The following is a 23,955-nucleotide window of genomic DNA, read 5'->3' as shown; positions in this document are numbered from 1 at the left end:
GATTACTGGTTTACTGTAGAATACAGAGAACCAGGCACAGACCAAAAGAAATCGGTTCGTGCGCATTTTACGCTTAAACGCTAAAATAAAAAACAACTGTTTGTAAATAATAAAATGCCTGAACGAGAGTTCAGGCATTTTATTATTGCTATTGAATAAGGTTTATGAGTAAGCCTGCGTTAAGGATGGCAGCGGCATCCTTTTTTTATACATGCCTTAGACTCTATAAACCGAACAAAAAGTTTAGGTAATTAAGCGTCTTAATAAAGCACCTTGAAGATTAAAAAAAGATATAGCGTACAGCCTGACCAAGACTTTTTTGTCTTGGTAACGCCCTAATAATTATACAAATGCGAAATGACTGAAACTATGGGTTGTATTCATTTTTATGCACGTATACAGGTGCTACAAAAGGAATTAATATTTTTTGCGTAACGGATGAAAAAGATAAATCGTTAAAAAAACGTGATATTAATCAAAATTTTACTGCAAAATTGCTAATTTAACTATCAATTAAACGCAACCCTAAATATAATAAGATAGATCCACTACATTATTTTAGATAACTTAGTCGCTAATTATTCTTATTAAATGTTATAAAAATTTTTATGAAGTTTATAGATTATTACAAAATATTAGGATTAACTAAAGATGCTTCGGAGAAAGACATTAAAAAGGCATATAGAAAATTGGCGCGGAAGTATCATCCAGATTTAAACCCAGATGATAAAGTAGCTGAACAAAAATTTAAAGAAATTAATGAGGCTAATGAGGTTTTAAGCCATCCTGATAACAGGAAAAAATATGATGAGTACGGAAAAGACTGGCAACATGCCGATACTTTTAAAAATGCTAAAAAACAACAGCAGTATGGTGGCTCGCAACGCAGTACTGGAGGGACTCAGTTTGAAGGTGACTTTTCAAGTTTTTTTGAAAACATGTTTGGAGGTGGCGACTTCCAATCGCAAAGGAGACAAGCCCAGTTTAGAGGTCAAGATTACAATGCCGACTTACAATTAGACATTAAAGATGTGTATACTACCCACAAGCGTACACTCACAATTAATGGTAAAAACATTAGAATAACTGTTCCTGCTGGCGTAGAAGATGGACAGAAAATAAAAATTAGTGGTCATGGTGGACAAGGTTTAAACGGTGGACCAAATGGCGATTTATATTTAAAATTTAATATCCGAAATCAAACCAATTTTAAGCGTAATAAAGAAAACCTCTATACTTCTGTAGACTTAGATGTTTATACTGCTCTGTTAGGTGGTGATATTATGGTTGACACTTTTAATGGCAAAGTTAAATTAACCGTAAAACCAGAAACAGAGAATGGTACAAAAGTAAAATTAAAGGGAAAAGGGTTTCCAAAGTATAAGAAGGAGGGTGAATTTGGAGATTTATTTATTACCTATACCCTTAAAATTCCTAAAAATTTGAGCAAAGAAGAAAAAGAATTGATAGAGAAACTTAAAAAATTGCGTTAATTATGAAAACACAGGAATTAATATCACTAAAACAAATTTGTACGCATTACAAGGTGCCTATTTCTTTTTTAGATCAATTGTATGATTATGACCTTATAGAAATACAATCTTTAGATAACGATGTTTTTATTAGAAAGACTCAAATTAGAGACGTAGAAAAAATAATTAATCTTCATTACGATCTTGAAATTAACATAGAAGGTGTAGATGCTGTATTTCACTTATTAAAACAAATTGAAGGGCTAAAAGAAGAAATAATGCTGTTAAAAAACAGATTAAAACTTCATGAGGACCTCTAAAAAGAAATAACAATAAAATTAGGAGTTACTAAAAGCTAACTAAGGTTAATTATAGAAAATAAAAAACAGGAAACTTAGGTTTCCTGTTTTTTTTTAAATTAAATCTTACTAATAATTATTATTCTAAATCCTAAACGTCATAACTGGACGTTTAGAGTGGTTTGCAAGGTCTTCTGATATGCTTCCCTTAATAAAGTGATTTAATCCCTTCCTTGCATTTGTTAATGCCGCGATTACATCGGCATTAGTTTGGTCTGCATATTGAATAATTCCATCCTCGATGGTATGTCCTGATATGAATTCCACGTTATTGGTTCCACCAGCCATATCAAATTCCTGAACCTTTTTATTAAAATCCTTAGAGCTTAAAAAATCATTATTAGGACGGTTTACATATACCAAATGCACATTGCTTCCTAATTCGTTAAACAAATTGTTTGCTTTTTTATAAGTATCAACGCTTTTTAAACTCAAATCTGTACCTAATACCACATTGTTAAGGCTAAAATTATCTGGTTTTGTTTTTACAATTAAAACAGGCGTACTACTGTTGCGCACCATTTTTTCGGCATTTGATCCTGCAAATATTCCATCCTGCTGTGTTAATCCCTGAGAGCCCATAATTATTAAATCGGCATTCACTTCTTTAGCAACCGCATCAACCTCCTTATATACTTTGTGATGTTTAATAAGCGGTTCTACTTTTACACCTTCAAGATATTTTTTTTCTATAAATGGTTCGAATTTCTTTTTAGCCAATGCGAGCATAAATAACATTTCCTTATTGTTGTCATCTTCGGAATGTGATATTAAGGAATCTGATAATTCTAACATATGTAATACATGCAGTGTTGCATTATGTTTTTTAGCCAGAATTGCTCCTGTTTCTAAAGCATATTCTGATTGTCCTGAAAAATCTACTGGTATTATTATGTGTTTCATAATTTTTTAAATTATTAAGTTATTAATTGAATTTCATATTATTTTATTGTTATGAAAATGCTTAAACATACCATTCTAAATAAGTGGATAACAGCCTTAAGAAAGTAATAAAAAAAGGCGGTTAAATTTTAGCTTTAATCACTGAAAATGAAGCATTCTCTGAGTATAGTAAAGTTAAGAATTATGAATTTATTTAACGATTAATTCACCCTTTTTAACTAATATTTATAATGGTTAAAATGGCTATTAATTACATCCATTTTATGATGTAAGACATTAAAGCATCACAACTGACTTTGTTGAAGTCGTTATAATTTTTAATCGATTATTATCGACATAAAAATTTATACTTTTGTTAGTATAATTAATGTCGGTTTTTTAATCTTATCTAAAAGAAATACAAGTGCGTTGCTATGAAATTATCCAAATCTAATACAACTCTAATAATCATTATAATTATTGGTATTGTGCTGTTGGCATTACAAATTCCATTTACAAATAGTTTAACCGAAAATAATGCCACAACTCTTAATAAAGAAGTAGAAAATTATACTGTTACAAAAATCAATTATTTACCAAGTATTTTAAACGAAGTAAGTGGTATTGCCTGGCTAAATAAAGACTATTTTGCTTGTGTACAAGACGAAGATGGCACTCTCTTTATTTATTACACAACTGAGAAAAAAATAACCCACCAGATTAAATTTGCGAGTGATGGCGATTATGAAGAATTAGCTGTAAATGATAAAGATGCCTATGTTATGAGAAGTGATGGTGTACTATTTGAAATAAAGGATTTTGCATCTAACGACAGAGTTGTCTCTAAATTCAATACGCTATTCTCTTCAAAAAATAACGTTGAAAGTCTAACCTTCGATAAGGCTAATAACCAATTAATAACCATACCAAAAAGCAAAGATTTAGGCGATAAGCGTTTTAAAAGTATCTATAAAATACCATTAGCAACTAAAGCAATGGATAAAACACCAATAATTAAAATAGATTTAGAAGATAAAAAATTTGAGCCGTTTTATAAAAATAAAATTTTTAAGACGTTTAGTCCTTCAGACCTTGCCATTCACCCAATAACAGGAGAGATTTATGTTCTTGACGGCAGAGATCCCAAATTATTAATTTTGAGTAGTAAAGGCGTAATTTTAAAGATTTACAAATTGAATAAAAAAACCTTTTCGCAACCCGAAGGTATAACTTTTAGTGCTAGTGGCACACTTTTTATCTCTAACGAAGCTAATGGTGGCAGCGCTAATATTTTAGAAGTAAAACTGAACTAAGTACAGTTTTCTACTTATTTAATTGAAGACATTGCAAGTTCACATTTTTTCTTAACGTTTGTCTTGTTGTTCCTTTACACGAAACTGAGTTATTCTGCCAATTAATTCGTACCGAATGGGCTTATGTAAAGGGAATTTTACAGATGTAATTATAAACTTAATAAGTATGTTCTCGTGTCCTTATCAAATTTCTCAATAGCATACCTAAGGGTGATTCTGGGCATTGTTGAGGCATGTTTTTCAAGAAAGCTTTTTAACTTATTTTCATTTCGTTTTCCAGCTTCCCTAATCCAACTTCCTACGGCTTTTTGGACGTATTCGTTTGTGTCATTTACAAGAATTTCAGCAATTTTAAACGTCTCTTCTATTTCGTTTTTACGAATAAAATAATACGTGCTTACAATGGCTGTGCGTCTTTCCATCGGGTTTTTAGAGGCTGCCAAATCGTATAAAGGCTTCCTTTCCTGGTTATACAAATAGCCACCTACAACATAAGGTGCTGCTCTATCTACCATGCCCCAGTTATCTATCCACTTATGATTGTTAACGTATGCGTTATATGCTTCTTCCTTCTCCTCTAAAGACGTTTTCTTATCTCGTGCTTTCCAATCTAAAACAGAAACGGCACATAATCTATAATCTTCGTTATCATCTTTTAACAACTTAATCACCTCGTCCACCGGCATTTTTTGATATCTTTTGGCTAAAGCGAATAACTCTCTTTTAGGAATTGCTTCACGATAGTCGAGAGCTATTAGTTTTAACGTTTCGATAAATTCTTTAGCTGTCATTTACTTTTTTGTTCTTTGGAATCAATTGCTATTCATACCTTGTAGAGTAAATTGAACTTGTGTCCATCTGGATCGGTAAAAACACATACAACATATCCGTTGTTATCATAAACTGTTTTACGGTGCGTATTTGAATTGAAGTGGATTTTACCTCCAGCTTTTTTGATTTGTTCTACCCATTTATCATATTCGGATTTTGTTTCCACAGCTAATGAAAACATCACTTCATTTCCTTTACTTAAATCTGCGAGTTCGCCTTCTAAACTATCTCTAAGTTTATCTTTTTTAAAAAAGTGAATAATAAAATTGTTGTCACTAAAAAAGAAACTGACTAATTCTTCGTTAGCTTCTCCGTTTAATTTGAAACCTAATGCTTGATAAAACTTTTGGGTGCTTTCTATATTATCTACACCCAAATTTGCCCAAATCATCGCTGTTTTCATTTCTTTTATGTTTCAGATTATTATATCGCTGTTTCTAATTATTTTCAGGAATGCAGTATGAGGCTATTGCTTTAATCATATCATTTTCGTCAAACTCATAAACGTCGCAAGCTGAAATAAAATTCAGTCGTTTTCCATTTCGCTTAAATTCTGCAGTTCCTGTAATAATAATTTTATTATTTGATACCATTAAATCATTGGTTTTAAATTCCGTTTCAACAGAGCTAAAGTATGCTGCTGTTTGTTGGCAGTTTTCCAAAACCGTTTTTTTTCCTTCTAATACTTGATCTCCTACTATATTCCAAATTATATTTTCACTTAAATTATCCATTACTTTATTAAATTCTCCTTTCGAGAACAGTACTGCTATTTCTTGTTTTGAATGTTTCATTTTGCTGTTGCTTTATTTCGTCTTCTTAGCAAAGTTTTATACACGATTTGTGTTGAAACCGAATACTGATTTATTTTTCACAAACTTCCTTAAAATATTGCAGTGCTTTTGGCCAAGTCGTATCAAACATGTCTTGAAATGACTCATCAACGGTCATAACTATTTCAAGTTTTGTAGTTTGGTCGTCCTCTTTTTTAAAAAAATATTCTTCTAATGAACCAATCCAACTTTTCATCGCCTTGTCCGTTAGTTCAACTTCTTTATTCTATGAATTTACCATGGCAATATGTTTGGCTCTAATGTAGTCGTGCGGTCTAAATTCTTCTAAAATTACTTTGGTACCTCCTCGACTATGGTCAAAAAAAGAAATCTTTCCTCCTTTTTCCCACTCTCCTTCGTAGGTCATTCCATCTCCCCAAGCCTTTGACCACTCAGGATATACTGATTTATCAGTTAGTTTATCGAAAACATAATCTCTTGATTTGTCAATGACTATATTGTATGTCAATTTTTTCATATTTTCATTTTTTAAGAATTATGCTTCAGAATGAATGCCAAACATATTCCCTTCGGTATCTGAAGCTAACACCATAAAACCATATTCGCCCAAGGATTGTTTAGATTTCATCACTTTTCCGCCTGCTTTTTCAATTCTGGCTTCTTCAATAGCGCAATCGTCGCTTCTAAAATAGATGAGTGTTGAATTGCCTCCTGCCTTTACGTCTTTCATTTTAACCAAAGCGCCTGCCGCTCCTGCGCCATCCATTTCCATAGGAAATGCCATCATTTGCATTTCCTCACCAGTATCTGGTGTTGGCAGATTTTCAATTTTTAGTTGTAAAACGGTTTCGTAAAATTTGTGTGCTCTATTCATGTCGTCTACATAAATTTCGAACCATACAACTGGGTTTTGAGTTTTCATAATTTATTTGTTTTAATGTTTAAGTAATTCAAAAATAAAAATGGTAGACCATAAATATCTTGTCTTAAGACAAGTTATGTTTTTTTTCCACAATTTCTTTTCTAATTCTGCTAAGTGAGGTATCTGTTACGCCTAAATATGATGCTATGTGCTTTAATGGAGCTTGCTTAATTATTTCAGGATTTTCTTCTAATAGTTTTAAATACCTGTTAGTTGCGCTTAATGTGAGCATATCTAACGAACGGTTTTTAGCCATAAACAGCTGGTTAGACATCCAATTTCTTCCCCACTCGCTAAATCCATCTAAATGCTGATAGAGGTGTTGAAAATCTTCTAATGTTATGTTCCAGATCACACCATCTGTTAAAGCCTCAAAATTTTCTTTTGAAGGTGTACGTTGAAATAGTGATGATACTTCAATTAAAATATCATTTGTAGCATAAAAACCTGTTGTAATTTCGTTCCCGTCATAATCTAACACAAAAGACCTGAACAGCCCACTTTCAACGAGCGCATAGTTATTTGTTATTTTTCCAGCCTCAAAAATATATTGCCCTTTGGTTATGGTTATTTTTTTGTGTGCTGTTGCAATTTCTATTTGTCTATTTTGAGTGAGAGATGCATGCTTATAAACATGTTTGAATAAATCGAGATTCATTAGTTTTTGTGGTTTTACAGAAGAAAATGCCAGTTGATTACATTACGTATACTACAAATTATGAAAAAATATAATCGCAATCAAATATTGGAAGACTTAAAATTAAAAAGGCTTAAATATACATTCAAGCCTTTTAACATTATATGGATTTAAAATTTTAATCTAATCAACTACTTACTATTAACATCACGCCAAAACTGGACCACTCGCATGGCTATTTTCAAGCTGTTGATTTGTTTGCAATATTTGGTTAATTTTTGTTTTCCAACTATCTGCAACTGCAACTTCTCCGTTTAATTGCGTATCTAATGCGCTATTAAAGAGCTCCAAATTTATTGATGCGGCCTTGTTTTTTTGCACAAACGACAGCAATAGCTTATCTGTTACTAGGTAACTTGTTTTATTACTTTTAATGCTTTGTGTTACCGTTTCTACACGACAAAACTCCATTTCATTGAGGTTAATGATTTGAGAGTTTATATTCTCTAAATTGTTTTTAACGAAGTATAATTTATTGTCGGCATTATCTATACCCAATGCAAAACTATTGTGCACGGTACTATTGGTAAGCACGCCATTATTAATTTTAACAACGGTTTCTAAAGCTTTATATATTTTTTTATCTTTCTTTTTTGTTCCTCTTATTATTAATAAAAAAGGGATTATAACAATTGCTAACAGAATTATATCTGTAATTAACATTCCTGTTTCCATGGTATTAGTATTTAGTATTAGTAATGATGATTTCTGTATTGCTGCTAACAATACATTTAAAAAAATGCGATACATATACTAATTATTACCAGAAAGAATGAAAAGGAAAAAGTGCTTCCTTAACACGATGTTTGTTAAAATAATTACGGTTTTCAACTAAGAGCCGCTGCTTTTGCAACAACCATAGCTCAAGACTTTTGCGCAAAAGCACATCGTTGTTTGATGTTTTGTCATCAAAAAATAAAGGTTCAATATCAAGATTACAATCTACTTCTATTTCCTGATTATTAACATTAAAATGTAAATGGTCAATTGCTTTTAATTGACTACTGTAAGCCTGCTTTTTTACAATAGATTGCTTAACCTCATTATGTGAAGGCAAGGTATTATTAGCATTGGCAAGTTTACCAAAGCAGAATACAAGGAGTAGAATATGAAATAAATTCTTATGCAATTTGAATATATTTAATACAAAATTAAATACTAAAGTTGATATCAAATACTAACACAGTGTTAATATTTATTCTCTAAAAAAACTTAAGTTATTGGCTCTAACTTTTTAAGAGATGTTTTAAACCTTTTAAAATAATTTGTTCTTCGCTATCAAGTGAACCATCTGAGAGAAACAACTCTTTAATATTATTAAAAAGTTCTTGTGTGCTCTGTTTTGTATAGCCAAGCCTTTCGTGTGTGTTAATTATTTTCTGAATGCAGGCGTAATCATTATCCTGATCGAATTCATCATGCATTTTATTATAAATGGCATCGGTAGTTTTTGCCTTTACGTAAGCTAATTCTTTTTTAGTTTCCACATAATCTGCGTTAATGCAGTAAATATACAAGTAGGTAAGAAACTCTTTTTTTGTCCAGTTTGTAGTGTGATCTTCCATTGTTCGCTTATTTAAATTTTGAAATCCCCTCTTTCATCCAAATATAATATTCTTCTGCATCAGGCGTATAACCTACAGGCTCGTTTAAATTTTCTTCATCATGACCCAATAATACATAAAACGGTTGCGTGTTTGTTTTAAATTTAATGGTTTGAAACTCACTCCATTTCTGCCCAATATATTTTAGTGTTTTACCTGGTCTTAATTTAGATTCTACAATTTCGTCTTTTTCTAATTCTCTTTTATCATCCACGTAAAGCGAAATTAAAACAACATCGTTTTTAAGCACATTTAAAACCTGGTCATTAACCCATACATTCTGCTCCATTTTACGGCAATTTACACAAGCCCAACCTGTAAAGTCCAACATTACTGGTTTATTAACTTTTTTAGCATAGGCCAATCCTTTATCGTAATCATTAAATGCGAGAATTTGATGTGGTGCTAACAAATGTGCACCATCTGGTAAATCTGCATGATCGCTGTTACTGCCACCACCTGTTTTAGAGTTACCAACACCGTAAGGTGATTCGGCATAATCTAAAGGAGGTGGAAAAGCACTAATTAAATTTAATGGCGCTCCCCAAAGTCCTGGAATCATATACACGGTAAAGGCTAAGACTATTAAGCCTAAACTTAAACGACCTACTGAAATATGAGTTAAAGGCGAATCGTGTGGTAATCGAATTTTCCCTAAAAGGTATAACGCCAGAGCTCCAAAAATAGCAATCCAAATGGCAATAAAAACTTCGCGTTCTAAAATATGGAGTTGTAAAACCAAATCGGCTTGCGATAAAAACTTAAAGGCTAATGCTAATTCTAAAAATCCTAATACAACTTTTACCGTATTAAGCCATCCTCCAGATTTTGGCAGTGAATTTAACCAACCCGGAAATGCTGCAAACAATGCAAATGGTAATGCGATTGCTAAAGAAAAGCCTAACATACCAACAATTGGCGCAATACCTCCTTTTGAAGCTGCTTCCACTAATAAAGTACCTACAATTGGACCTGTACAGGAGAATGAGACTAATGCTAAGGCTAAGGCCATAAAAAAGATACCTACTAAGCCTCCTCTATCGGCTTGTTTATCTACTTTGTTTAACCAATTATTAGGCAGTACAATTTCAAAAGCACCAAGAAATGATAATGCAAAGACAATTAGTAATACAAAGAAAATAAGATTAAACCATACGTTTGTTGCCATTGCATTTAGAGCATCTGCCCCAAAAATTGCAGTAACCGCAATACCTAAAACAAGGTAAATTACAATTATACTTATACCATAGATAATGGCATTTTTAATGCCTTTAGCTTTTGTTTTACTTTGTTTGGTAAAGAAACTTACCGTCATAGGAATCATAGGGAACACACACGGTGTTAATAATGCTGCAAAACCAGAGAGAAAAGCAATAAAAAAAATGGCGATTAAACCTTTCTTATCATTTTTATTAGTTTTAGAATTATCTACCACTATATCGCTCACTCCTTCTTTAGCATTTTTTAAATCGAATACTAAATCCTTATATGTTGGTGCTGTACATTGCGCATCGTTACACGCCATATATTCCACCTCTGCTTCGAGAGTAGTAGTTTCTTTATTTAAAACCTCTATTTTTTGCTTAAATGTAGCTGTGTTCTCAAAATAGGTAATTTCCATTTCAAAAACTTTATCCATCACAGTAATTCCTTTTTCTTCTGCTGTATTACCATCTCGCTTTACTGTTTTGCCTAATTGATAATCGAATGTTGTTGGAATTGGCCCATTATCAGGCACTTTTTGCGAGTATAAATGCCAGCCTTTTTCAATAGTTGCAGTAGCAATTAAAATATACTCCGTATCTGATGTTTTTGCTACTGAAGCATTCCACTTTACAGGGTCTACTAATTGAGAGTTATTGTCCGCTTCTCCTAAATTAAAACTACCCGAAGCAGTTTCTTGTTCTTCTACATTTTTTAAATTAAATTCTAAATCTACGTAAGATGGAGGCAGACATTTACTATCGTCGCACACCATAAATTCTACTTCACCTTTAACGAGGGACAATTCATCATTTAAAACTTTTATGCGCTGTTTAAAAGTTGCCTTATTCTCGAAGAATTTAATACGCATTTTAAAAACAGGATCATCTACCGTATGCCCATTTTCCTCCTTAACATTGTCTATAGTTTCGTAGTTTTTGTTGTCTTCAAAAACAAATGTTGTTGGCACAGGTCCATTTTCTGGTACATTTTGAGCATATAAATGCCAGCCCTTTTCTATGGTTGCTATTGCCACTAAATTGTATTCAGTGTCGGAGATTTTTTCAACGGTAGTAGTCCATTCTACAGGTTTGTAAACCTGAGCTTTTACAGTGTTAAGCGAAATGAATGTAAAGATTAAAAGTGTTAGAAAATGTTTCATTTTTTTTTAATGCCTTTTTTATTTTCAATACTAATATAGCCCATCTCATTTTATTGAAACAGCTTAGTAAATTGCAAGCGGAAAAGATAGATAAAAAACAAAAAAGCCGAAAGGATAACGTTGTTAAAATTATCATATAAAATTATAGGTTACGAATATGCTAATCTCATTCATTGTGGCTTATTTAATAACAGCTCGAGATTGTTTTATTATCTGAAATTATTTAAAAAAAAATAAGTATAACAAGTGAATTTGAAATAGAAGAGACAGTTGTATCTGTAGTCAATTTTATTTTATTACAAAACATTAATCCACTATCTTTACATAGTAAAAAAGAAGAATAAATGTCTGACTCAAAAAAACCTGATAACATTGTATTTAATGAAGAAACCCAGCGATATGATGCAGCATTAAAGCCTTATGCAACTAATGTTGGTGCTCCAGCAATTAAAGTTTCCGAAAATATTTCCTGGAAAAACAGAAACGTTAATAAAGCGAATAAGCAACTTAAAGCGAAGTACTTGGAACTTAAAGCTGCATACGATAAAATGATTGAGGAACTTGAATACAACAATTTGGTTTACAATGCTAAATTTAGTTTTCAACCTATTTTGGGAGAGGTATATCATTTATACAAAGACAAAAACGACGAGGCATTTTTATCGATTATTGCACCAGCAGAATGTAATTTTAAATATATAGGAAGTTTCTATTTAACTTCGGAGCACATGTGGAAGAGAGTAGATACTCACACAGATAAGCTTAAACCTTAAAAATAGTATAGATTGCAATACACAATAATCGACGTAGAGACCTCTGGCAGAACCAATAGAATAACAGAAATTTCTGTTTTTAAATACGATGGTGAGGTAATTGTAGATGAATTTACTTCACTCGTTAACCCAAATTGTTATATTCCAGATTATATAACGGCTTTAACAGGAATAGATAATGGTACTGTAGCTAATGCACCTGAGTTTTCAGAAATTGCTCAAGATGTTTTGGATATAACACAAGACACCATTTTTGTGGCCCATAATGTAAATTTTGATTATAATGTTATTAGAAACGAATTTAAGTTATTAAACATAGAATTCAACAGAAAAAAATTATGTACAGTCCGTCTTAGCCGTAAACTCCTTCCTGGACATCACAGTTATAGTTTAGGCAAACTCTGCAAAGCTTTAAACATAAATATTAATGGCAGACATAGAGCTCGAGGAGATGCTGAAGCCACAGTGATATTATTCCAAAAGTTACAAGCTCAAAAAAATGCTCGCGATATTTTTTCTAACTTCTTAAATAAAAATAATAAGGAAGCTACCTTACCTCCTAACCTTCCTAAAGCAATTTTTAACGCCTTACCCAATGCCACTGGCATATATATATTTAAAAACAAAAAAGGTAAAATTATTTACGTGGGTAAAGCAAAAGATTTAAAAAAACGAGTGTTAAGTCATTTTTACAGCAAAGCTCAAAAAAGTTTGGATATGGTTAGAGAAATTGCAGATATCGATTTCGAGCTTTCCGGCAGTGAACTCATTGCCTTATTAATGGAAGACGCAGCCATAAAGCACCATTTTCCACAATATAATAAAGTGGCTAAACGTGCTCCTAAAGGATTTTCGCTATTTAGTTATCAAGATAGAAACAATATAATACATATTGCAATTAATAATAGTAAAGCCACACCAAATCCTATAATTACATTTTATAGTTTACGAGAAGCGCGTTTGTTTTTAGAGCGTATATGTGAGCAATTTAATTTATGTCCAAAATTTTGTCACCTACAGGAAGGGGTTAGCGAATGCTCTCATTTCACCATAAAAAACTGTAAAGGTATTTGTACAGGAAAAGAAGCTGTTAGAAATTATAACGAACGTGTAAGCAACGCCATTTGCCAGATTATAAGCGATAGTCAAAATATAATTTTAAAAGAAAAAGGCAGAGATGAAAGCGAAGAGGCATTTGTTATTATTAAAAACGGAGCCTATTTGGGATATGGTTTTATTGATAAAACCGAACAAATATTACATGAAGATGAATTAGAAAATTTTCTAATAAAACAAAAAGATAATAACGACGTGCAAGGTATTTTACGCACCGCTATACTTAACAGATAACTGCTGATAGCATTCCAATAAACAATTTAATTGAAATAAATTAATCTTCTTTAATTACTACAAATTCATAAATAAAAGCTAAACACAATATTTTCGGCATAATTAGTGTTTACAATTTCTATATTTGAAAATTAATCGCATAAATATGAAATATTTTATAACTTCCCTTTTTCTATGTGTAACGCTAATAGTTACAGCTCAAAACAATGCCTTCCAAGCCGGCGAAAAATTAACCTTTACAGCAGGTTACAATATGTCTGGATTAATGACGGATTTTGCTCAAATAACAATGCAAACAAGCGAGGTTAAAACAAGTTCAAGCACTTTATTACGTTTAAAGTGTAATGCTACAACATATTCTAAATGGGACAACTTCTTTAAAATCAGAGATCTTTATGAAAGCTATGTAAACCCTAAAACATTAACACCTTACTTATACAAGCGTGAAATTGATGAAGGTGGTCATTATAAATTTGTTAAATACAATTTTAACCATAGAAACAATTCAGTAAGTAGTTTAATTAGGAAAAAAAGTAAAAACTTCGCCTCTGGTTTTTGGGATAGAAAAGCAACGGTTAAAATTAATGGCAGCACTAAAGATATCGTTACTACTATTTATCATTTAAGAACATTAGATATTAAAAAAGCTAACGTTGGAGATAGCGATACCTTTACCGTATTGTTTGATAATAAAGAAACAAAATTTAAATTTACCTACGTAGCAAAGGAGACCATTACTACTGCTCTTGGTAAAAAAGAATGTTATAAACTGCGTATTAACCTAACAAATGATGATGCTTTAAAAGGAAACAGTAATTTTTTATGGTTAACTGCGGACGAAAATAAAATTCCTGTATTTGCTAAATTTAAGGTTGCTGTTGGTAGTGGCGAATTAAAAATAAAAAGTGCAACAGGTTTAAAAAATTAATATCATGAGAACAGTATTTGTAGTTATAGGATTATTTGCAGCAATTTTAGCTGTTATTTTGGCAGTTTTACCACTATCTAATTTTGCATTTATTCCGGCAATTGTTGCAGCAATATTTGGCTTATTAGCTTTTTTAAAAGGCAAAGCACAGCGAAAACCAAAACATACCGTACAGCTTATTTTTCTATTGGTAATCATGGCACTTGCACTGGCAACCTACAAATCGGTTATGGTAACCACAGAGGTTGGTGACACTCAAAACTTAGAACAACGTGAAGATAATTCTTTAGAAGAATCTATTGAAGAATTAGAAGATATAGATATTATAGAGTAGTATTAAGTTTATTGTAAGAATTTATATATATTTGAGGCTCATATATCTAAAGAATGAAAGCCCTTATAATAATGTCTGCTCTAATGATCGTTGGTTCATGTGCAGAAACGAAGTACAGCACCAAGATAGAAAACCTCGAAAATGGAGTTAAAATAACCGATAGTGAGATTATTAGGGAATATTCAAATTCTATAACAACTGAAGATTTAAAAAGTAGACTCACAGTATTTGCTTCAAACGATTTTCAGGGTCGTGGTACAGGCAAAGAAGGCCAAAAAAAAGCAACTGATTTTTTGCAGAATTTTTATAAGAATAAAGGCATTTTACCAGCCGTTAACGACTCTACATATTACCAAACCATTCCGGCAGATTTTTTACCAGAAGGTATTGGTGCTTCAGAAAATGTATTAGCCTACATTAAAGGAAGTGAAAAACCAGAAGAAGTACTTATAATTTCTGGACATTTAGATCATTTAGGTTTAGAAAATGATACAATTCACTTTGGTGCAGATGATAATGGTTCTGGCTCCATGGCTATTACAGAAATAGCCGAAGCATTTAAACTTGCCGAGCAACAAGGCCATTCGCCTAAAAGAAGTATCCTTTTTTTACATCTTACTGCAGAGGAAATTGGGCTGCAAGGCTCTAAATTTTATATTGAAAATCCTATTTTTAAACTCGATAAAACCATAGCCAATCTTAATATAGATATGATTGGTCGTGTAGACGACAGGCACAAAGAAAATCCTAATTATATATATATTATTGGAGCCGATAGATTAAGTAAAGAACTTCATGTCACTTCGGCAAAAGCAAATGACGCCTTTACACATTTGGAATTGGACTATAAATATAATGCAGAAAACGATAGAAACAATTATTATTACAGAAGCGACCATTACAATTTTGCTAAACAAAACATTCCAGTAATCTTTTACTTTAATGGTGAACATCCAGATTATCACAAACCTACAGATACTGCAGATAAAATAAACTATCCTTTATTAGCTAAACGTACAAAACTAATTTTTGCAACAGCATGGCAATTAGCAAACCGACCGCAATTTTTAAAACGTAATGAGGACATTTAAGGTTTTAAAAAACATGTAAGAAAATTGAGAAACATATAATTTTCACTTACTTTTACTCAAATAATTAATTCATTTCAAATTTTATGAAAAAAATACTAACTCTATGTACTGTTGCATTAGTATTGACTGCCTGTGGTTCTTCTAAAAATAGTGCATCTGCGTCTAAAATTAAAATAACAGAAAATCCCACTAAATATGCAGAAACCATAACTGCAGATGAACTTAAAACAGCACTTTACACTTATGCCAGTGATGAATATCAAGGTCGTGAAACTGGTGAAGAAGGCCAAAAAATGGCTGTAGAATTTATAAAAGAACATTATATAAAATATGGTGTGCCAGCTGCAAAAAGCGATGGCAACTATTTTCAGGAAGTACCATTAGAAGTTATGGAAACGCCAGATGTTGAATTAACTGTAAATGGAAAATCTTTTACCAATATAGAGGATTTTGTTTCTGTTACTTCTTCTAAAAACGGTACTTTTAATGCAGATGAAATTGTTTATGCAGGATTTGGTATTGAAGAAGATAACTATTCAAATTATGAAAATATAGATGTTAACGGAAAAATTGTACTTATTCGTTCTGGCGAACCTAAAAAAGCCGATGGTACTTACATGATTTCTGGCACCGATAGAAATTCTAAATGGTCTAATTTTCGTCAGGAATTTGCTTCAAAACAAGAAGTTGCAAAAAGCAAGGGTGCCAAAGCACTTCTATTTTACTACCCAGAAGTATACGCCATGGCTGCCAATCGTTTTGGAGGCTCAACAGGTAGAATGTCTATAGCTGGTGGTGCAGACGACATGCTTTATATGTTAATAAACACAGAGCTTGCCAACGCATTAGTTAATGATATTGCAACTAATGAGAAATCTATTGCTGTAAAAACAAAAATGGCAATTACTTATAAAAACAACTCGAAAAAAATAATGAGTGAAAATGTTGCCGCAGTAATTAAAGGAAGCGAAAAACCAAATGAATATATCATTATATCTGCTCATTTAGACCATGAAGGTGTTAAAGATGGTGAAGTTTATAATGGTGCAGATGATGACGGTTCTGGTACTGTGGCTGTTTTACAAATTGCTGAAGCATTCGCAAAAGCAAAAAAAGACGGAAACGGTCCTAAACGCTCTATTGTTTTTTTAAACGTAACTGCTGAAGAAAAAGGGCTTTTAGGTTCAAGGTACTATACAGATATAGACCCTATTTTCCCGCTTAAAAATACAGTTGCTAATTTAAATATAGATATGATTGGTCGTACAGATCCAAATCGTGAAAAGAAAAATAGAAATTATGTTTATTTAATTGGAAGTGATAAATTAAGTACTGAGTTACACAACATTTCTGAAGCAACAAACACTAAATACATGAACATTGACTTAGATTACAAATTCAATGAAGAAAACGACCCTAACCGTTTTTATTACAGAAGTGACCATTATAACTTTGCAAAAAATAATATTCCAGTAATATTCTATTTTAATGGAACACACGCAGATTACCACAAGCCAGGTGATACACCAGACAAAATACAGTACGATTTATTAGAAAACAGAGCTCGATTAATATTTTATACTGCCTGGGAATTAGCAAATAGAGATGCCCGAATTGTAGTAGATAAAGCTACAGAATAGGCATATTTTTTTCTACAAGTAGAGGTTCAAAATCTAACGCATGTGATTTTTTGAGCCTCTTTTCTTTTAATCTATTTTTAGAATGAAAAATGTTGTATTTATAATATTTTTAACCTTCTTTGGTTGTAAATCTAAACAAGCAGAAATTTACACGGTTGATTCTAACTTCTTTTTAAAACATGTTGTAGATCTAAAAACACAGGAATTAAAATTCTTTCTAAAAGATAAAAACAACACTAATTTTTCAAACTTCGAGAGTTTAAAAAATGAGTTAGAAAAAGAAAACAAGAACTTAATTTTCGCAACAAATGGAGGTATGTTTAACAACAATTTCCAACCACAAGGCTTATATGTTGAAAACGGAAAAATATTAAAACCATTAGATACCATGCGCTCTGGTTATGGAAACTTTTACTTACAACCTAATGGTGTCTTTTCTATCACCAAAAGTAATACGCCATTAATCACCATGTCTAAGTATTATGAGCATTCAAATGAGATAAAATACGCAACCCAATCTGGACCGCTATTACTTATTAACGGAGAAATACATCCAGCTTTTAATAAGGATTCCAAAAATTTAAATATTAGAAATGGTGTTGGTATTTTACCAAATGGTAATTTATTGTTTGCAATGTCTGTTTCTAAAGTTAACTTCTATGATTTTGCAACGTTTTTTAAGCAAAACGGTTGTAAAAACGCTTTATATTTAGATGGGTTTGTATCTAAAACGTATCTACCTAAAGCGGGCTATCACAGTTTAGAGGGTAATTTTGGGGTAATAATCGCAGAAATAAAATAAATGCACAAAAAAAGCTCCTTATTTCTAAGAAGCTTTGTAATCTGGGTGGAAGACCGGGTTCGAACCGGCGACTTTCGGTACCACAAACCGACGCTCTAACCAGCTGAGCTACAACCACCATTTGTGTGCATTTTGCAATGCGTTTGCAAATGTAAATTAATTCCTTTTTAATACAAAGACTTTTACAAATATTTTATGGAAAGTTTACTTTGTATTTATTTTAAATCAAACAAACTATCTACAGTAACATAACGTTCTACTGTAAATCCTTCGGCATACTCAACACCAACTAATCGACCTAAATCTCTGGCTCTGTACGCAATACTATCCATAAATGTCTTGCTTGTTATTGGCGTTTCGGGTTCAATACTTTTACTATTAAAAAATTGTGTTTTATAAGCACTAACCGCTTTTTGTTTAGTTTCTATAAAATCTGAAATATCTACTACAAAATCTGGCTCAATATTTTTCCATTGAATGTAATGATAGACATGTTTTGGTCTCCACTGTTCCTGGTTTTTGCCATTATATTCTGTTTCAATTTTAACTAAACCACTTAAAAAACAAGCGTCGCTTACCAGTTTACTTCCTTTTCCATGATCGATGTGTCTGTCGTCCACAGCATTGCAGAGTACAATATCTGGCTGGTATTTTCTAAGCATCTTTATAATTTCTAATTGATGCTCTTTATCATTTATAAAAAAACCATCAGCAAATCCTAAATTCTCTCTAACCGACAAGCCTAATATTTTCGAAGCCTGTTCTGCTTCAATAGTTCTACTTTCTGCTGTTCCTCTAGTTCCTAATTCGCCTCTTGTAAGGTCTATTACACCAACCTTCTTACCTTTGGCAATTGATTTTGCTATAGTCCCTCCTGCTCCTAATTCTATATCATCTGGATGTGCACCAAAAGCTAATATGTCTAACTTCATAAAAAAATATTGTTTTGTTTCCGTGAACCTACCAGTTCATTAGGTAGGAACGAAAATCTTATTACTTATTATTTAACCAATCTTTTTGTTCCTTAAGCGTTAAAAATGTCCAAGCCACTACTCTACTCTTTTTGTTTCCTAAATCCATATCTATAACTTTTACTGCTTTAGCTCCTAACTTTTGCAACGATTTTTTCATTGACTTTAAATTGTCTTTATTAGAAACCAAGCTGGTGTACCACAAACATTGTGTTTTATAAAGCGAGCTTTCATAGAGATAGGTATGCAAAAAAGCTTTTTCGCCGCCTTTAAACCATAATTCATGAGCCTGACCAGCAAAATTTCTTGTTATAGAATCGGTTAGTTTTCCTAAACCTTTCAATTTTCTTGTAGTGGCTTCAAAAGCTTCGGCTTCATCTTTATAAAAAGGAGGATTACATATAGTGGCCATAAACCTATCCGATGGTTTTATAATACCTTTAAAAATAGCTTCATTATTTGGTTGTAATCTTAATTTAATTTTACTTTCTAACTTATTTTTAGCGATTATTTTTTCGGCATTACTAATCGATTTTTTATTGCAATCTGTACCTACAAAATTCCAGTTATATTCTGCACTACCAAGCAATGGGTAAATACAAGATGCTCCGGTTCCTATATCTAAAATAGTAATATTTTTATTTACACCTGAAGTTTCCAACAGGTCTGAGATGTAATGTAAATAATCCACACGCCCAGGAATTGGCGGACATAAATTGGTATCTGGAAACGTCCAGAAATCAACATTATAATGTGCCTTTAGCAAAGCTGTATTTAACGCTTTTACTGCCTTGGCATCTGCAAAATCTATAGTTTGATTATTATGTTTATTTACAAAGACATATGGTTCTAAAGTTGAAAAAACCGCTGTTAAGTTTTTAAAATCGTAACCGTTTTGATGTTTATTTTTTTTATGCAATGCTTATAATGTATTTATGGCTTGTTGGATATCAGCCTTCAAATCTTTTACAGATTCTATTCCTATTGAAAACCTAATTAAGCCATCGCTAATACCAATAGCATCTCGCTCTGTCTGGCTTAACAAGGCATGCGATGTTTGCGACGGACTTAATACCGTACTTTCAAGTCCTGCCAAGCTCATAGATGCTTTTATAAGATTTAGTCTTTTTTGAAACTTTACAGCATTTAAATTATCGTTTAGCTCAAAGGAAAGCATGGCTCCAAAGCCTTTCATTTGAGATTTTGCTAAATCATGCTCTGGATGGCTCTCTAAACCTGGATAATACACTTTTTTTACTGCTTCATGAGCTTCTAACCATTTAGCCATTTTTAAGGCATTTTTAGTTTGCTTTTTTACACGCAGTCCCATTGTTTTCATGCTACGTTCCAGCATCCAAACGGTGAAATCGCTTAAGCTACCTCCAAGATTTTTAGAAACGTTCCAGATTTTATCCATATGCGCTTTAGAACCTGCTACTGCTCCTGCACAAATATCGCTGTGTCCTCCAAAATACTTAGTTGCAGAGTGCATAATTAAATCAATACCAAAATCTGAAGGATTTTGGTTTATTGGGCTTGCAAAGGTGTTATCTATACTCGAAACGATATTTTTAGATTGCGCTAATTTTGCCACAGCTTTAATATCTGTAATGGTTAACAAGGGATTTGAAGGTGTTTCAATATGAATAAGTTTAGTATTTGGCTGGATGGCTGCTTCAAAATCTGAGACAGTGTAACCATTTGTAAAAGTAAATTCTATATTTAATTTTGGAAACTCCTCTCTAATAAAGTTGCTTGTGCCTCCATACAGTGTATTCTGCACCACAATATGATCTCCAGATTTTAAAAACGCCAGAAACATATGGCTAATGGCTGCCATACCAGAACCAAATATCATTGCGGTTTCTTTATGCTCTAATGCAGCTACTTTTTTTGCTAAATATTCTTGATTTGGTGTATTAAAATATCGCGGATATCTCTTGACATCTACATCTAAAAACTCGTAAGAACTTGCCAAATAAATTGGTGATACTGCGCCTTTAAACTGCTCATCTTTAATTTCTCCTACATGCGCACAAATGGTATTTATACCTAAACTTTTTTTACTCATCTTGTAAAGATAGTAATTGTATTATTTTTTACATCCTAAATGTTTTGATTAATATGCCTGTTACAAACGTGATTAATTTCATTATATACCTTAAAGCAGATAATTACAATTATATGACAAATAGCATATAATAAATAATATATGTTAAATAGCATATAATTTAGCTTTTGTAAAAAGAAAATATTACATTTACTATAGAAATATAATATATGACAAGCGTTATAACTGGAGATATAGTAAACTCGAAAACAGAAACCACCTCCATTTGGATGAAAACACTCACCAAAGAGTTAAATCTCTTAGGCAAATCTCCTAAAACTTGGGAGATTTACAGAGGAGATAGTTTTCAAATTGAAGTAGAGCCAAAACATAGTTTAGCTATTGCTATTGCAATAAAAGCCAGTATAAAACAACATAAAACTTTAGATGTGAGATTGGCCATTGGTATTGGAGAAAAAGATTATGATGCAAAATCCATTACAGAATCTAACGGAAGTGCTTTTGTAAACTCAGGTGAGTGCTTTGAGCGTTTAAAGAAGTCGACTTTAGCAGTGCAGTCTAATAATAAAGCTTTCGATAAAACTATTAATACCATGCTAAATTTAGCTGAATTGATTATGGATAGCTGGACACCAAAGGCAGCAATTTTATTTAGAACAGCATTAAAACACAGCGAAGCAAACCAACAAGAAATTGCAGATATATTAAACAGAAAACAGAGTAATATTAGTGCAGGATTAAAACGCTCTGGTTACGATGAAATAATGCAACTTATAGATTACTACCAACAAAACATTACAACCTTATGATGCTCTTTTTTATAAAATTAGTTTTAGCTCATTTAATTGGAGACTTTGTATTACAGCCAAAAAAATGGATAGAGCACAAATTCGATAAAAAGCATAAGAGTAAGTATTTATACTTTCATATTCTTATTCATTTTTTAGCATTGGTTTTAGTTTTACAAGCCAATTTTAAGGACTATTGGCTTGGGATTATTATAATAACAGTAAGTCATTATATAATAGACCTTTTAAAACTCCATATTAATAATGCAAAAAATACACGTTGGCTCTTTTTTGCAGATCAATTAGCTCACGTCCTCATCCTTGTTTTAGTTACAGGCATTTATTTTGGCAACCCTTTAGAGTTGGGTATTGTATTTACTTCGAAAACAATAGTGTTTATAACATTTTTACTCTTTGCTACCAGTATGGCATCTGTTGTAATGAAAATAATTATCTCTAAATGGAGTTTAGATACAGAAGATGAAAACAACAGCAATGCTCTGGAAAATGCTGGTGCTTATATTGGAATTTTAGAGCGATTATTTGTATTTCTATTTATAATTACAAACCATTGGGAAGGTGTGGGATTTTTAATGGCCGCAAAGTCTATATTCCGATTTGGAGACCTATCTAAAGCCAAAGACAGGAAATTAACAGAGTATGTTTTAATAGGTACCCTATTAAGTTTTGGCATTGCTATACTTGCAGGTTTAGGCTATTTATATTTTTCAAAAAACATCTAAACGTCTTAAAATATGTTAAAAAACAACGGTTTAACAAGGTTTTAACGCTATTTAGTAGCCTTTGTCTGTATCTTGAAACTATTATGATACACACGGAAAAAGTAGAAAACGCAGAATTTATTCAGGAATCGGTTAATTATTTAGAAAACTTAGGTTTTGAAAATATAAAAGCAGATTTAGAAGGTTACGAAACTCCAAAATCTTACATTAAGCAAGATGGAGAAATAAAAATAACTCCAGATATTACTGCAACAAGAAGATCGAGAAAGTATTATTTTGAAATTAGCTTGAAAAGTAACAAACCGCGTTTACTTAAATCGAAATGGCGTTTTTTAGATGTGTTAAGTAGAATGAATGATCATAGATTTAGAATCATTACTACACGTGGGCATTATAAATTTACAAATGAAGTATTAGACGATTTAAATCTAAATAAAACACTAATCAAATTATAAGACATTTTTTTTTGATTAGGAAAAACAGCAAACAATATTTAAACATTATTTGCTGTTTTTTTATGCTACATTATTAGCTTTAACGGTCGTTATCGGATTGAGACCTCAACAGTTTATTTTGCTCTTCCATTAATTCTGTTAAATCTGTAAGCAGTTGTATGTCTTTAGGAGTCGTTACTGTTTTATCTTTAGTATCATGAGATTTGTTTCGTAATCTATTCATCGCTTTTACCACTAAAAATACCGTAATTCCAATGATGAAGAAATCTAATAATGCTTCAAATAAAGCACCATATTGAACCGCGACTTCGTCCGTAATAACTTTTCCAGCGTCGTCTAAAACGCCTTCACGAAGTATTACTCTCTTATCCTCAAAGTTAATACCATCAGTCATTAAAGACAATGGTGGCATAATTACTTTTTTTACTAATACATCAATAACTTTATTAAAGGAAGCGCCAATAATAATACCTATTGCCATATCCATCATGTTGCCCTTAACGGCAAATTCTTTAAATTCTTTTAAAAATCCCATATAAAATAATTAACAAATAAAATACTAATCTTTAAATCGCTTGTTATAAATTCTAATCATAACAATAGCCCAGCAAACTACGCATAACGCAACAACAATAGAAGAATATAATATTACGCTATTTGGATTCATTATCTACCAATTTTAAAAATATCATTATTCCAATAATGGTAGGAGACCACAATCCTAAAAATATTGCATGTATTTCATTTCCAGTAAGAAACATGTATTCTGC

At 31.8% G+C, this 23,955-nt stretch carries 29 protein-coding genes and 1 tRNA gene; 13 read left to right on the top strand and 17 right to left on the bottom strand.

Going from position 1 to position 23,955, the window contains the following annotated elements:
* Positions 1-608 precede the first annotated feature (608 nt).
* Both ACVC43_RS05480 and ACVC43_RS05475 read left to right on the top strand, forming a co-directional pair.
* Positions 609-1,493, top strand: a complete 885-nt coding sequence (locus tag ACVC43_RS05480) for a DnaJ C-terminal domain-containing protein (protein WP_452223567.1) — start codon at positions 609-611, stop codon at positions 1,491-1,493.
* 2 nt (positions 1,494-1,495) lie between these two features.
* Entirely contained in the window at positions 1,496-1,792 is a 297-nt protein-coding gene (locus ACVC43_RS05475; RefSeq protein ID WP_452223566.1) for a chaperone modulator CbpM, read from the top strand.
* Positions 1,793-1,915: 123 nt separating this feature from the next.
* Here ACVC43_RS05475 and ACVC43_RS05470 read toward each other — a convergent pair whose 3' ends face one another.
* Positions 1,916-2,734, bottom strand: a complete 819-nt coding sequence (locus ACVC43_RS05470) for a universal stress protein (RefSeq protein WP_452223565.1) — start codon at positions 2,732-2,734, stop codon at positions 1,916-1,918.
* Positions 2,735-3,147: 413 nt separating this feature from the next.
* On the opposite strand from ACVC43_RS05470, the gene ACVC43_RS05465 reads away from it, so the two are divergent.
* Positions 3,148-4,026, top strand: coding sequence for an SdiA-regulated domain-containing protein (locus ACVC43_RS05465; RefSeq protein ID WP_452223564.1), 879 nt, complete (start codon positions 3,148-3,150; stop codon positions 4,024-4,026).
* Positions 4,027-4,175: 149 nt separating this feature from the next.
* Here ACVC43_RS05465 and ACVC43_RS05460 read toward each other — a convergent pair whose 3' ends face one another.
* From ACVC43_RS05460 to ACVC43_RS05410, 11 genes are all read right to left on the bottom strand, one after another.
* The gene (locus ACVC43_RS05460) at positions 4,176-4,817 is read right to left on the bottom strand and encodes a DNA alkylation repair protein (protein ID WP_452223563.1); all 642 of its coding nucleotides are present in this window, start codon (positions 4,815-4,817) and stop codon (positions 4,176-4,178) included.
* Positions 4,818-4,849: 32 nt separating this feature from the next.
* Complete coding sequence (locus tag ACVC43_RS05455) at positions 4,850-5,260, bottom strand: VOC family protein (RefSeq protein WP_452223562.1); 411 nt, start codon at positions 5,258-5,260, stop codon at positions 4,850-4,852.
* Between the two features lie 34 nt (positions 5,261-5,294).
* Complete coding sequence (locus ACVC43_RS05450; protein ID WP_452223561.1) at positions 5,295-5,651, bottom strand: hypothetical protein; 357 nt, start codon at positions 5,649-5,651, stop codon at positions 5,295-5,297.
* A gap of 70 nt (positions 5,652-5,721) precedes the next feature.
* On the bottom strand, positions 5,722-5,886 hold the full coding sequence (locus tag ACVC43_RS05445; RefSeq protein WP_452223560.1) for a hypothetical protein: 165 nt from the start codon (positions 5,884-5,886) through the stop codon (positions 5,722-5,724).
* Positions 5,887-5,916: 30 nt separating this feature from the next.
* A complete protein-coding gene (locus tag ACVC43_RS05440; RefSeq protein WP_452223559.1) occupies positions 5,917-6,168 on the bottom strand; it encodes a hypothetical protein in 252 nt (83 codons plus the stop codon).
* Between the two features lie 18 nt (positions 6,169-6,186).
* Positions 6,187-6,573 (bottom strand): VOC family protein, encoded by a 387-nt coding sequence (locus tag ACVC43_RS05435; protein WP_452223558.1) that lies wholly within the window; start codon positions 6,571-6,573, stop codon positions 6,187-6,189.
* Positions 6,574-6,637: 64 nt separating this feature from the next.
* Positions 6,638-7,231 carry a Crp/Fnr family transcriptional regulator gene (locus tag ACVC43_RS05430; RefSeq protein WP_452223557.1) on the bottom strand — a complete coding sequence of 198 codons (594 nt, stop codon included), beginning with the start codon at positions 7,229-7,231 and terminating at the stop codon, positions 6,638-6,640.
* A 186-nt stretch (positions 7,232-7,417) separates the two neighbouring features.
* Positions 7,418-8,020 (bottom strand): hypothetical protein, encoded by a 603-nt coding sequence (locus ACVC43_RS05425; RefSeq protein WP_452223556.1) that lies wholly within the window; start codon positions 8,018-8,020, stop codon positions 7,418-7,420.
* A 10-nt stretch (positions 8,021-8,030) separates the two neighbouring features.
* Positions 8,031-8,399 (bottom strand): hypothetical protein, encoded by a 369-nt coding sequence (locus ACVC43_RS05420; RefSeq protein WP_452223555.1) that lies wholly within the window; start codon positions 8,397-8,399, stop codon positions 8,031-8,033.
* Between the two features lie 97 nt (positions 8,400-8,496).
* A complete protein-coding gene (locus ACVC43_RS05415) occupies positions 8,497-8,835 on the bottom strand; it encodes a hypothetical protein (RefSeq protein ID WP_452223554.1) in 339 nt (112 codons plus the stop codon).
* A 7-nt stretch (positions 8,836-8,842) separates the two neighbouring features.
* Entirely contained in the window at positions 8,843-11,239 is a 2,397-nt protein-coding gene (locus tag ACVC43_RS05410; protein ID WP_452223553.1) for a cytochrome c biogenesis protein CcdA, read from the bottom strand.
* Between the two features lie 344 nt (positions 11,240-11,583).
* On the opposite strand from ACVC43_RS05410, the gene ACVC43_RS05405 reads away from it, so the two are divergent.
* From ACVC43_RS05405 to ACVC43_RS05375, 7 genes are all read left to right on the top strand, one after another.
* The gene (locus ACVC43_RS05405; RefSeq protein WP_452223552.1) at positions 11,584-12,012 is read left to right on the top strand and encodes a DUF2452 domain-containing protein; all 429 of its coding nucleotides are present in this window, start codon (positions 11,584-11,586) and stop codon (positions 12,010-12,012) included.
* A gap of 12 nt (positions 12,013-12,024) precedes the next feature.
* Entirely contained in the window at positions 12,025-13,362 is a 1,338-nt protein-coding gene (locus ACVC43_RS05400) for an exonuclease domain-containing protein (protein WP_452223551.1), read from the top strand.
* 145 nt (positions 13,363-13,507) lie between these two features.
* Complete coding sequence (locus tag ACVC43_RS05395; RefSeq protein ID WP_452223550.1) at positions 13,508-14,290, top strand: DUF3108 domain-containing protein; 783 nt, start codon at positions 13,508-13,510, stop codon at positions 14,288-14,290.
* Positions 14,291-14,294: 4 nt separating this feature from the next.
* Entirely contained in the window at positions 14,295-14,624 is a 330-nt protein-coding gene (locus ACVC43_RS05390; protein ID WP_452223549.1) for an FUSC family protein, read from the top strand.
* Positions 14,625-14,677: 53 nt separating this feature from the next.
* On the top strand, positions 14,678-15,715 hold the full coding sequence (locus ACVC43_RS05385; protein ID WP_452223548.1) for a M28 family metallopeptidase: 1,038 nt from the start codon (positions 14,678-14,680) through the stop codon (positions 15,713-15,715).
* A gap of 83 nt (positions 15,716-15,798) precedes the next feature.
* On the top strand, positions 15,799-17,355 hold the full coding sequence (locus ACVC43_RS05380; RefSeq protein ID WP_452223547.1) for a M28 family peptidase: 1,557 nt from the start codon (positions 15,799-15,801) through the stop codon (positions 17,353-17,355).
* A gap of 82 nt (positions 17,356-17,437) precedes the next feature.
* Positions 17,438-18,157, top strand: a complete 720-nt coding sequence (locus ACVC43_RS05375; protein WP_452223546.1) for a phosphodiester glycosidase family protein — start codon at positions 17,438-17,440, stop codon at positions 18,155-18,157.
* 43 nt (positions 18,158-18,200) lie between these two features.
* On the opposite strand, the gene ACVC43_RS05370 is transcribed toward ACVC43_RS05375, so the two are convergent.
* The 4 genes from ACVC43_RS05370 to ACVC43_RS05355 all read right to left on the bottom strand — a co-directional run bounded on the left by ACVC43_RS05370 (position 18,201) and on the right by ACVC43_RS05355 (position 21,199).
* Positions 18,201-18,276: transfer RNA gene (locus tag ACVC43_RS05370), tRNA-His, on the bottom strand.
* Positions 18,277-18,372: 96 nt separating this feature from the next.
* On the bottom strand, positions 18,373-19,089 hold the full coding sequence (gene bshB1 / locus ACVC43_RS05365; protein ID WP_452223545.1) for a bacillithiol biosynthesis deacetylase BshB1: 717 nt from the start codon (positions 19,087-19,089) through the stop codon (positions 18,373-18,375).
* A 61-nt stretch (positions 19,090-19,150) separates the two neighbouring features.
* The gene (gene rlmF / locus ACVC43_RS05360) at positions 19,151-20,047 is read right to left on the bottom strand and encodes a 23S rRNA (adenine(1618)-N(6))-methyltransferase RlmF (RefSeq protein ID WP_452223544.1); all 897 of its coding nucleotides are present in this window, start codon (positions 20,045-20,047) and stop codon (positions 19,151-19,153) included.
* 3 nt (positions 20,048-20,050) lie between these two features.
* Complete coding sequence (locus ACVC43_RS05355) at positions 20,051-21,199, bottom strand: trans-sulfuration enzyme family protein (RefSeq protein ID WP_452223543.1); 1,149 nt, start codon at positions 21,197-21,199, stop codon at positions 20,051-20,053.
* Between the two features lie 209 nt (positions 21,200-21,408).
* Between ACVC43_RS05355 and ACVC43_RS05350 the strand changes: the two genes are divergently transcribed.
* The 3 genes from ACVC43_RS05350 (at position 21,409) to ACVC43_RS05340 (ending at position 23,185) form a co-directional block, all read left to right on the top strand.
* Complete coding sequence (locus ACVC43_RS05350; protein WP_452223542.1) at positions 21,409-22,008, top strand: SatD family protein; 600 nt, start codon at positions 21,409-21,411, stop codon at positions 22,006-22,008.
* Positions 22,005-22,730: a DUF3307 domain-containing protein gene (locus ACVC43_RS05345; protein ID WP_452223541.1), complete on the top strand. Its 726-nt coding sequence runs from the start codon at positions 22,005-22,007 to the stop codon at positions 22,728-22,730. Before ACVC43_RS05350 ends, ACVC43_RS05345 begins: the two co-directional genes overlap by 4 nt.
* 83 nt (positions 22,731-22,813) lie before the next feature.
* Complete coding sequence (locus ACVC43_RS05340) at positions 22,814-23,185, top strand: hypothetical protein (RefSeq protein ID WP_452223540.1); 372 nt, start codon at positions 22,814-22,816, stop codon at positions 23,183-23,185.
* Between the two features lie 79 nt (positions 23,186-23,264).
* Here ACVC43_RS05340 and mscL read toward each other — a convergent pair whose 3' ends face one another.
* Positions 23,265-23,720 carry a large conductance mechanosensitive channel protein MscL gene (gene mscL, locus ACVC43_RS05335; protein WP_452223539.1) on the bottom strand — a complete coding sequence of 152 codons (456 nt, stop codon included), beginning with the start codon at positions 23,718-23,720 and terminating at the stop codon, positions 23,265-23,267.
* Positions 23,721-23,955: the final 235 nt, after the last annotated feature.

Source organism: Lacinutrix chionoecetis (genome assembly GCF_053604665.1).
This window is presented reverse-complemented; position numbering and strand designations above follow the sequence as displayed.

Bases quoted from the DNA above. Each gene is read 5' to 3' on its own strand.
- ACVC43_RS05480 (WP_452223567.1), top strand. From the start codon at position 609: ATGAAGTTTATAGATTATTACAAAATATTAGGATTAACTAAAGATGCT.
- ACVC43_RS05475 (WP_452223566.1), top strand. From the start codon at position 1,496: ATGAAAACACAGGAATTAATATCACTAAAACAAATTTGTACGCATTAC.
- ACVC43_RS05470 (WP_452223565.1), bottom strand. From the start codon at position 2,734: ATGAAACACATAATAATACCAGTAGATTTTTCAGGACAATCAGAATAT.
- ACVC43_RS05465 (WP_452223564.1), top strand. From the start codon at position 3,148: ATGAAATTATCCAAATCTAATACAACTCTAATAATCATTATAATTATT.
- ACVC43_RS05460 (WP_452223563.1), bottom strand. From the start codon at position 4,817: ATGACAGCTAAAGAATTTATCGAAACGTTAAAACTAATAGCTCTCGAC.
- ACVC43_RS05455 (WP_452223562.1), bottom strand. From the start codon at position 5,260: ATGAAAACAGCGATGATTTGGGCAAATTTGGGTGTAGATAATATAGAA.
- ACVC43_RS05450 (WP_452223561.1), bottom strand. From the start codon at position 5,651: ATGAAACATTCAAAACAAGAAATAGCAGTACTGTTCTCGAAAGGAGAA.
- ACVC43_RS05445 (WP_452223560.1), bottom strand. From the start codon at position 5,886: ATGAAAAGTTGGATTGGTTCATTAGAAGAATATTTTTTTAAAAAAGAG.
- ACVC43_RS05440 (WP_452223559.1), bottom strand. From the start codon at position 6,168: ATGAAAAAATTGACATACAATATAGTCATTGACAAATCAAGAGATTAT.
- ACVC43_RS05435 (WP_452223558.1), bottom strand. From the start codon at position 6,573: ATGAAAACTCAAAACCCAGTTGTATGGTTCGAAATTTATGTAGACGAC.
- ACVC43_RS05430 (WP_452223557.1), bottom strand. From the start codon at position 7,231: ATGAATCTCGATTTATTCAAACATGTTTATAAGCATGCATCTCTCACT.
- ACVC43_RS05425 (WP_452223556.1), bottom strand. From the start codon at position 8,020: ATGTATCGCATTTTTTTAAATGTATTGTTAGCAGCAATACAGAAATCA.
- ACVC43_RS05415 (WP_452223554.1), bottom strand. From the start codon at position 8,835: ATGGAAGATCACACTACAAACTGGACAAAAAAAGAGTTTCTTACCTAC.
- ACVC43_RS05410 (WP_452223553.1), bottom strand. From the start codon at position 11,239: ATGAAACATTTTCTAACACTTTTAATCTTTACATTCATTTCGCTTAAC.
- ACVC43_RS05405 (WP_452223552.1), top strand. From the start codon at position 11,584: ATGTCTGACTCAAAAAAACCTGATAACATTGTATTTAATGAAGAAACC.
- ACVC43_RS05395 (WP_452223550.1), top strand. From the start codon at position 13,508: ATGAAATATTTTATAACTTCCCTTTTTCTATGTGTAACGCTAATAGTT.
- ACVC43_RS05390 (WP_452223549.1), top strand. From the start codon at position 14,295: ATGAGAACAGTATTTGTAGTTATAGGATTATTTGCAGCAATTTTAGCT.
- ACVC43_RS05385 (WP_452223548.1), top strand. From the start codon at position 14,678: ATGAAAGCCCTTATAATAATGTCTGCTCTAATGATCGTTGGTTCATGT.
- ACVC43_RS05380 (WP_452223547.1), top strand. From the start codon at position 15,799: ATGAAAAAAATACTAACTCTATGTACTGTTGCATTAGTATTGACTGCC.
- ACVC43_RS05375 (WP_452223546.1), top strand. From the start codon at position 17,438: ATGAAAAATGTTGTATTTATAATATTTTTAACCTTCTTTGGTTGTAAA.
- bshB1 (WP_452223545.1), bottom strand. From the start codon at position 19,089: ATGAAGTTAGACATATTAGCTTTTGGTGCACATCCAGATGATATAGAA.
- ACVC43_RS05355 (WP_452223543.1), bottom strand. From the start codon at position 21,199: ATGAGTAAAAAAAGTTTAGGTATAAATACCATTTGTGCGCATGTAGGA.
- ACVC43_RS05350 (WP_452223542.1), top strand. From the start codon at position 21,409: ATGACAAGCGTTATAACTGGAGATATAGTAAACTCGAAAACAGAAACC.
- ACVC43_RS05345 (WP_452223541.1), top strand. From the start codon at position 22,005: ATGATGCTCTTTTTTATAAAATTAGTTTTAGCTCATTTAATTGGAGAC.
- ACVC43_RS05340 (WP_452223540.1), top strand. From the start codon at position 22,814: ATGATACACACGGAAAAAGTAGAAAACGCAGAATTTATTCAGGAATCG.
- mscL (WP_452223539.1), bottom strand. From the start codon at position 23,720: ATGGGATTTTTAAAAGAATTTAAAGAATTTGCCGTTAAGGGCAACATG.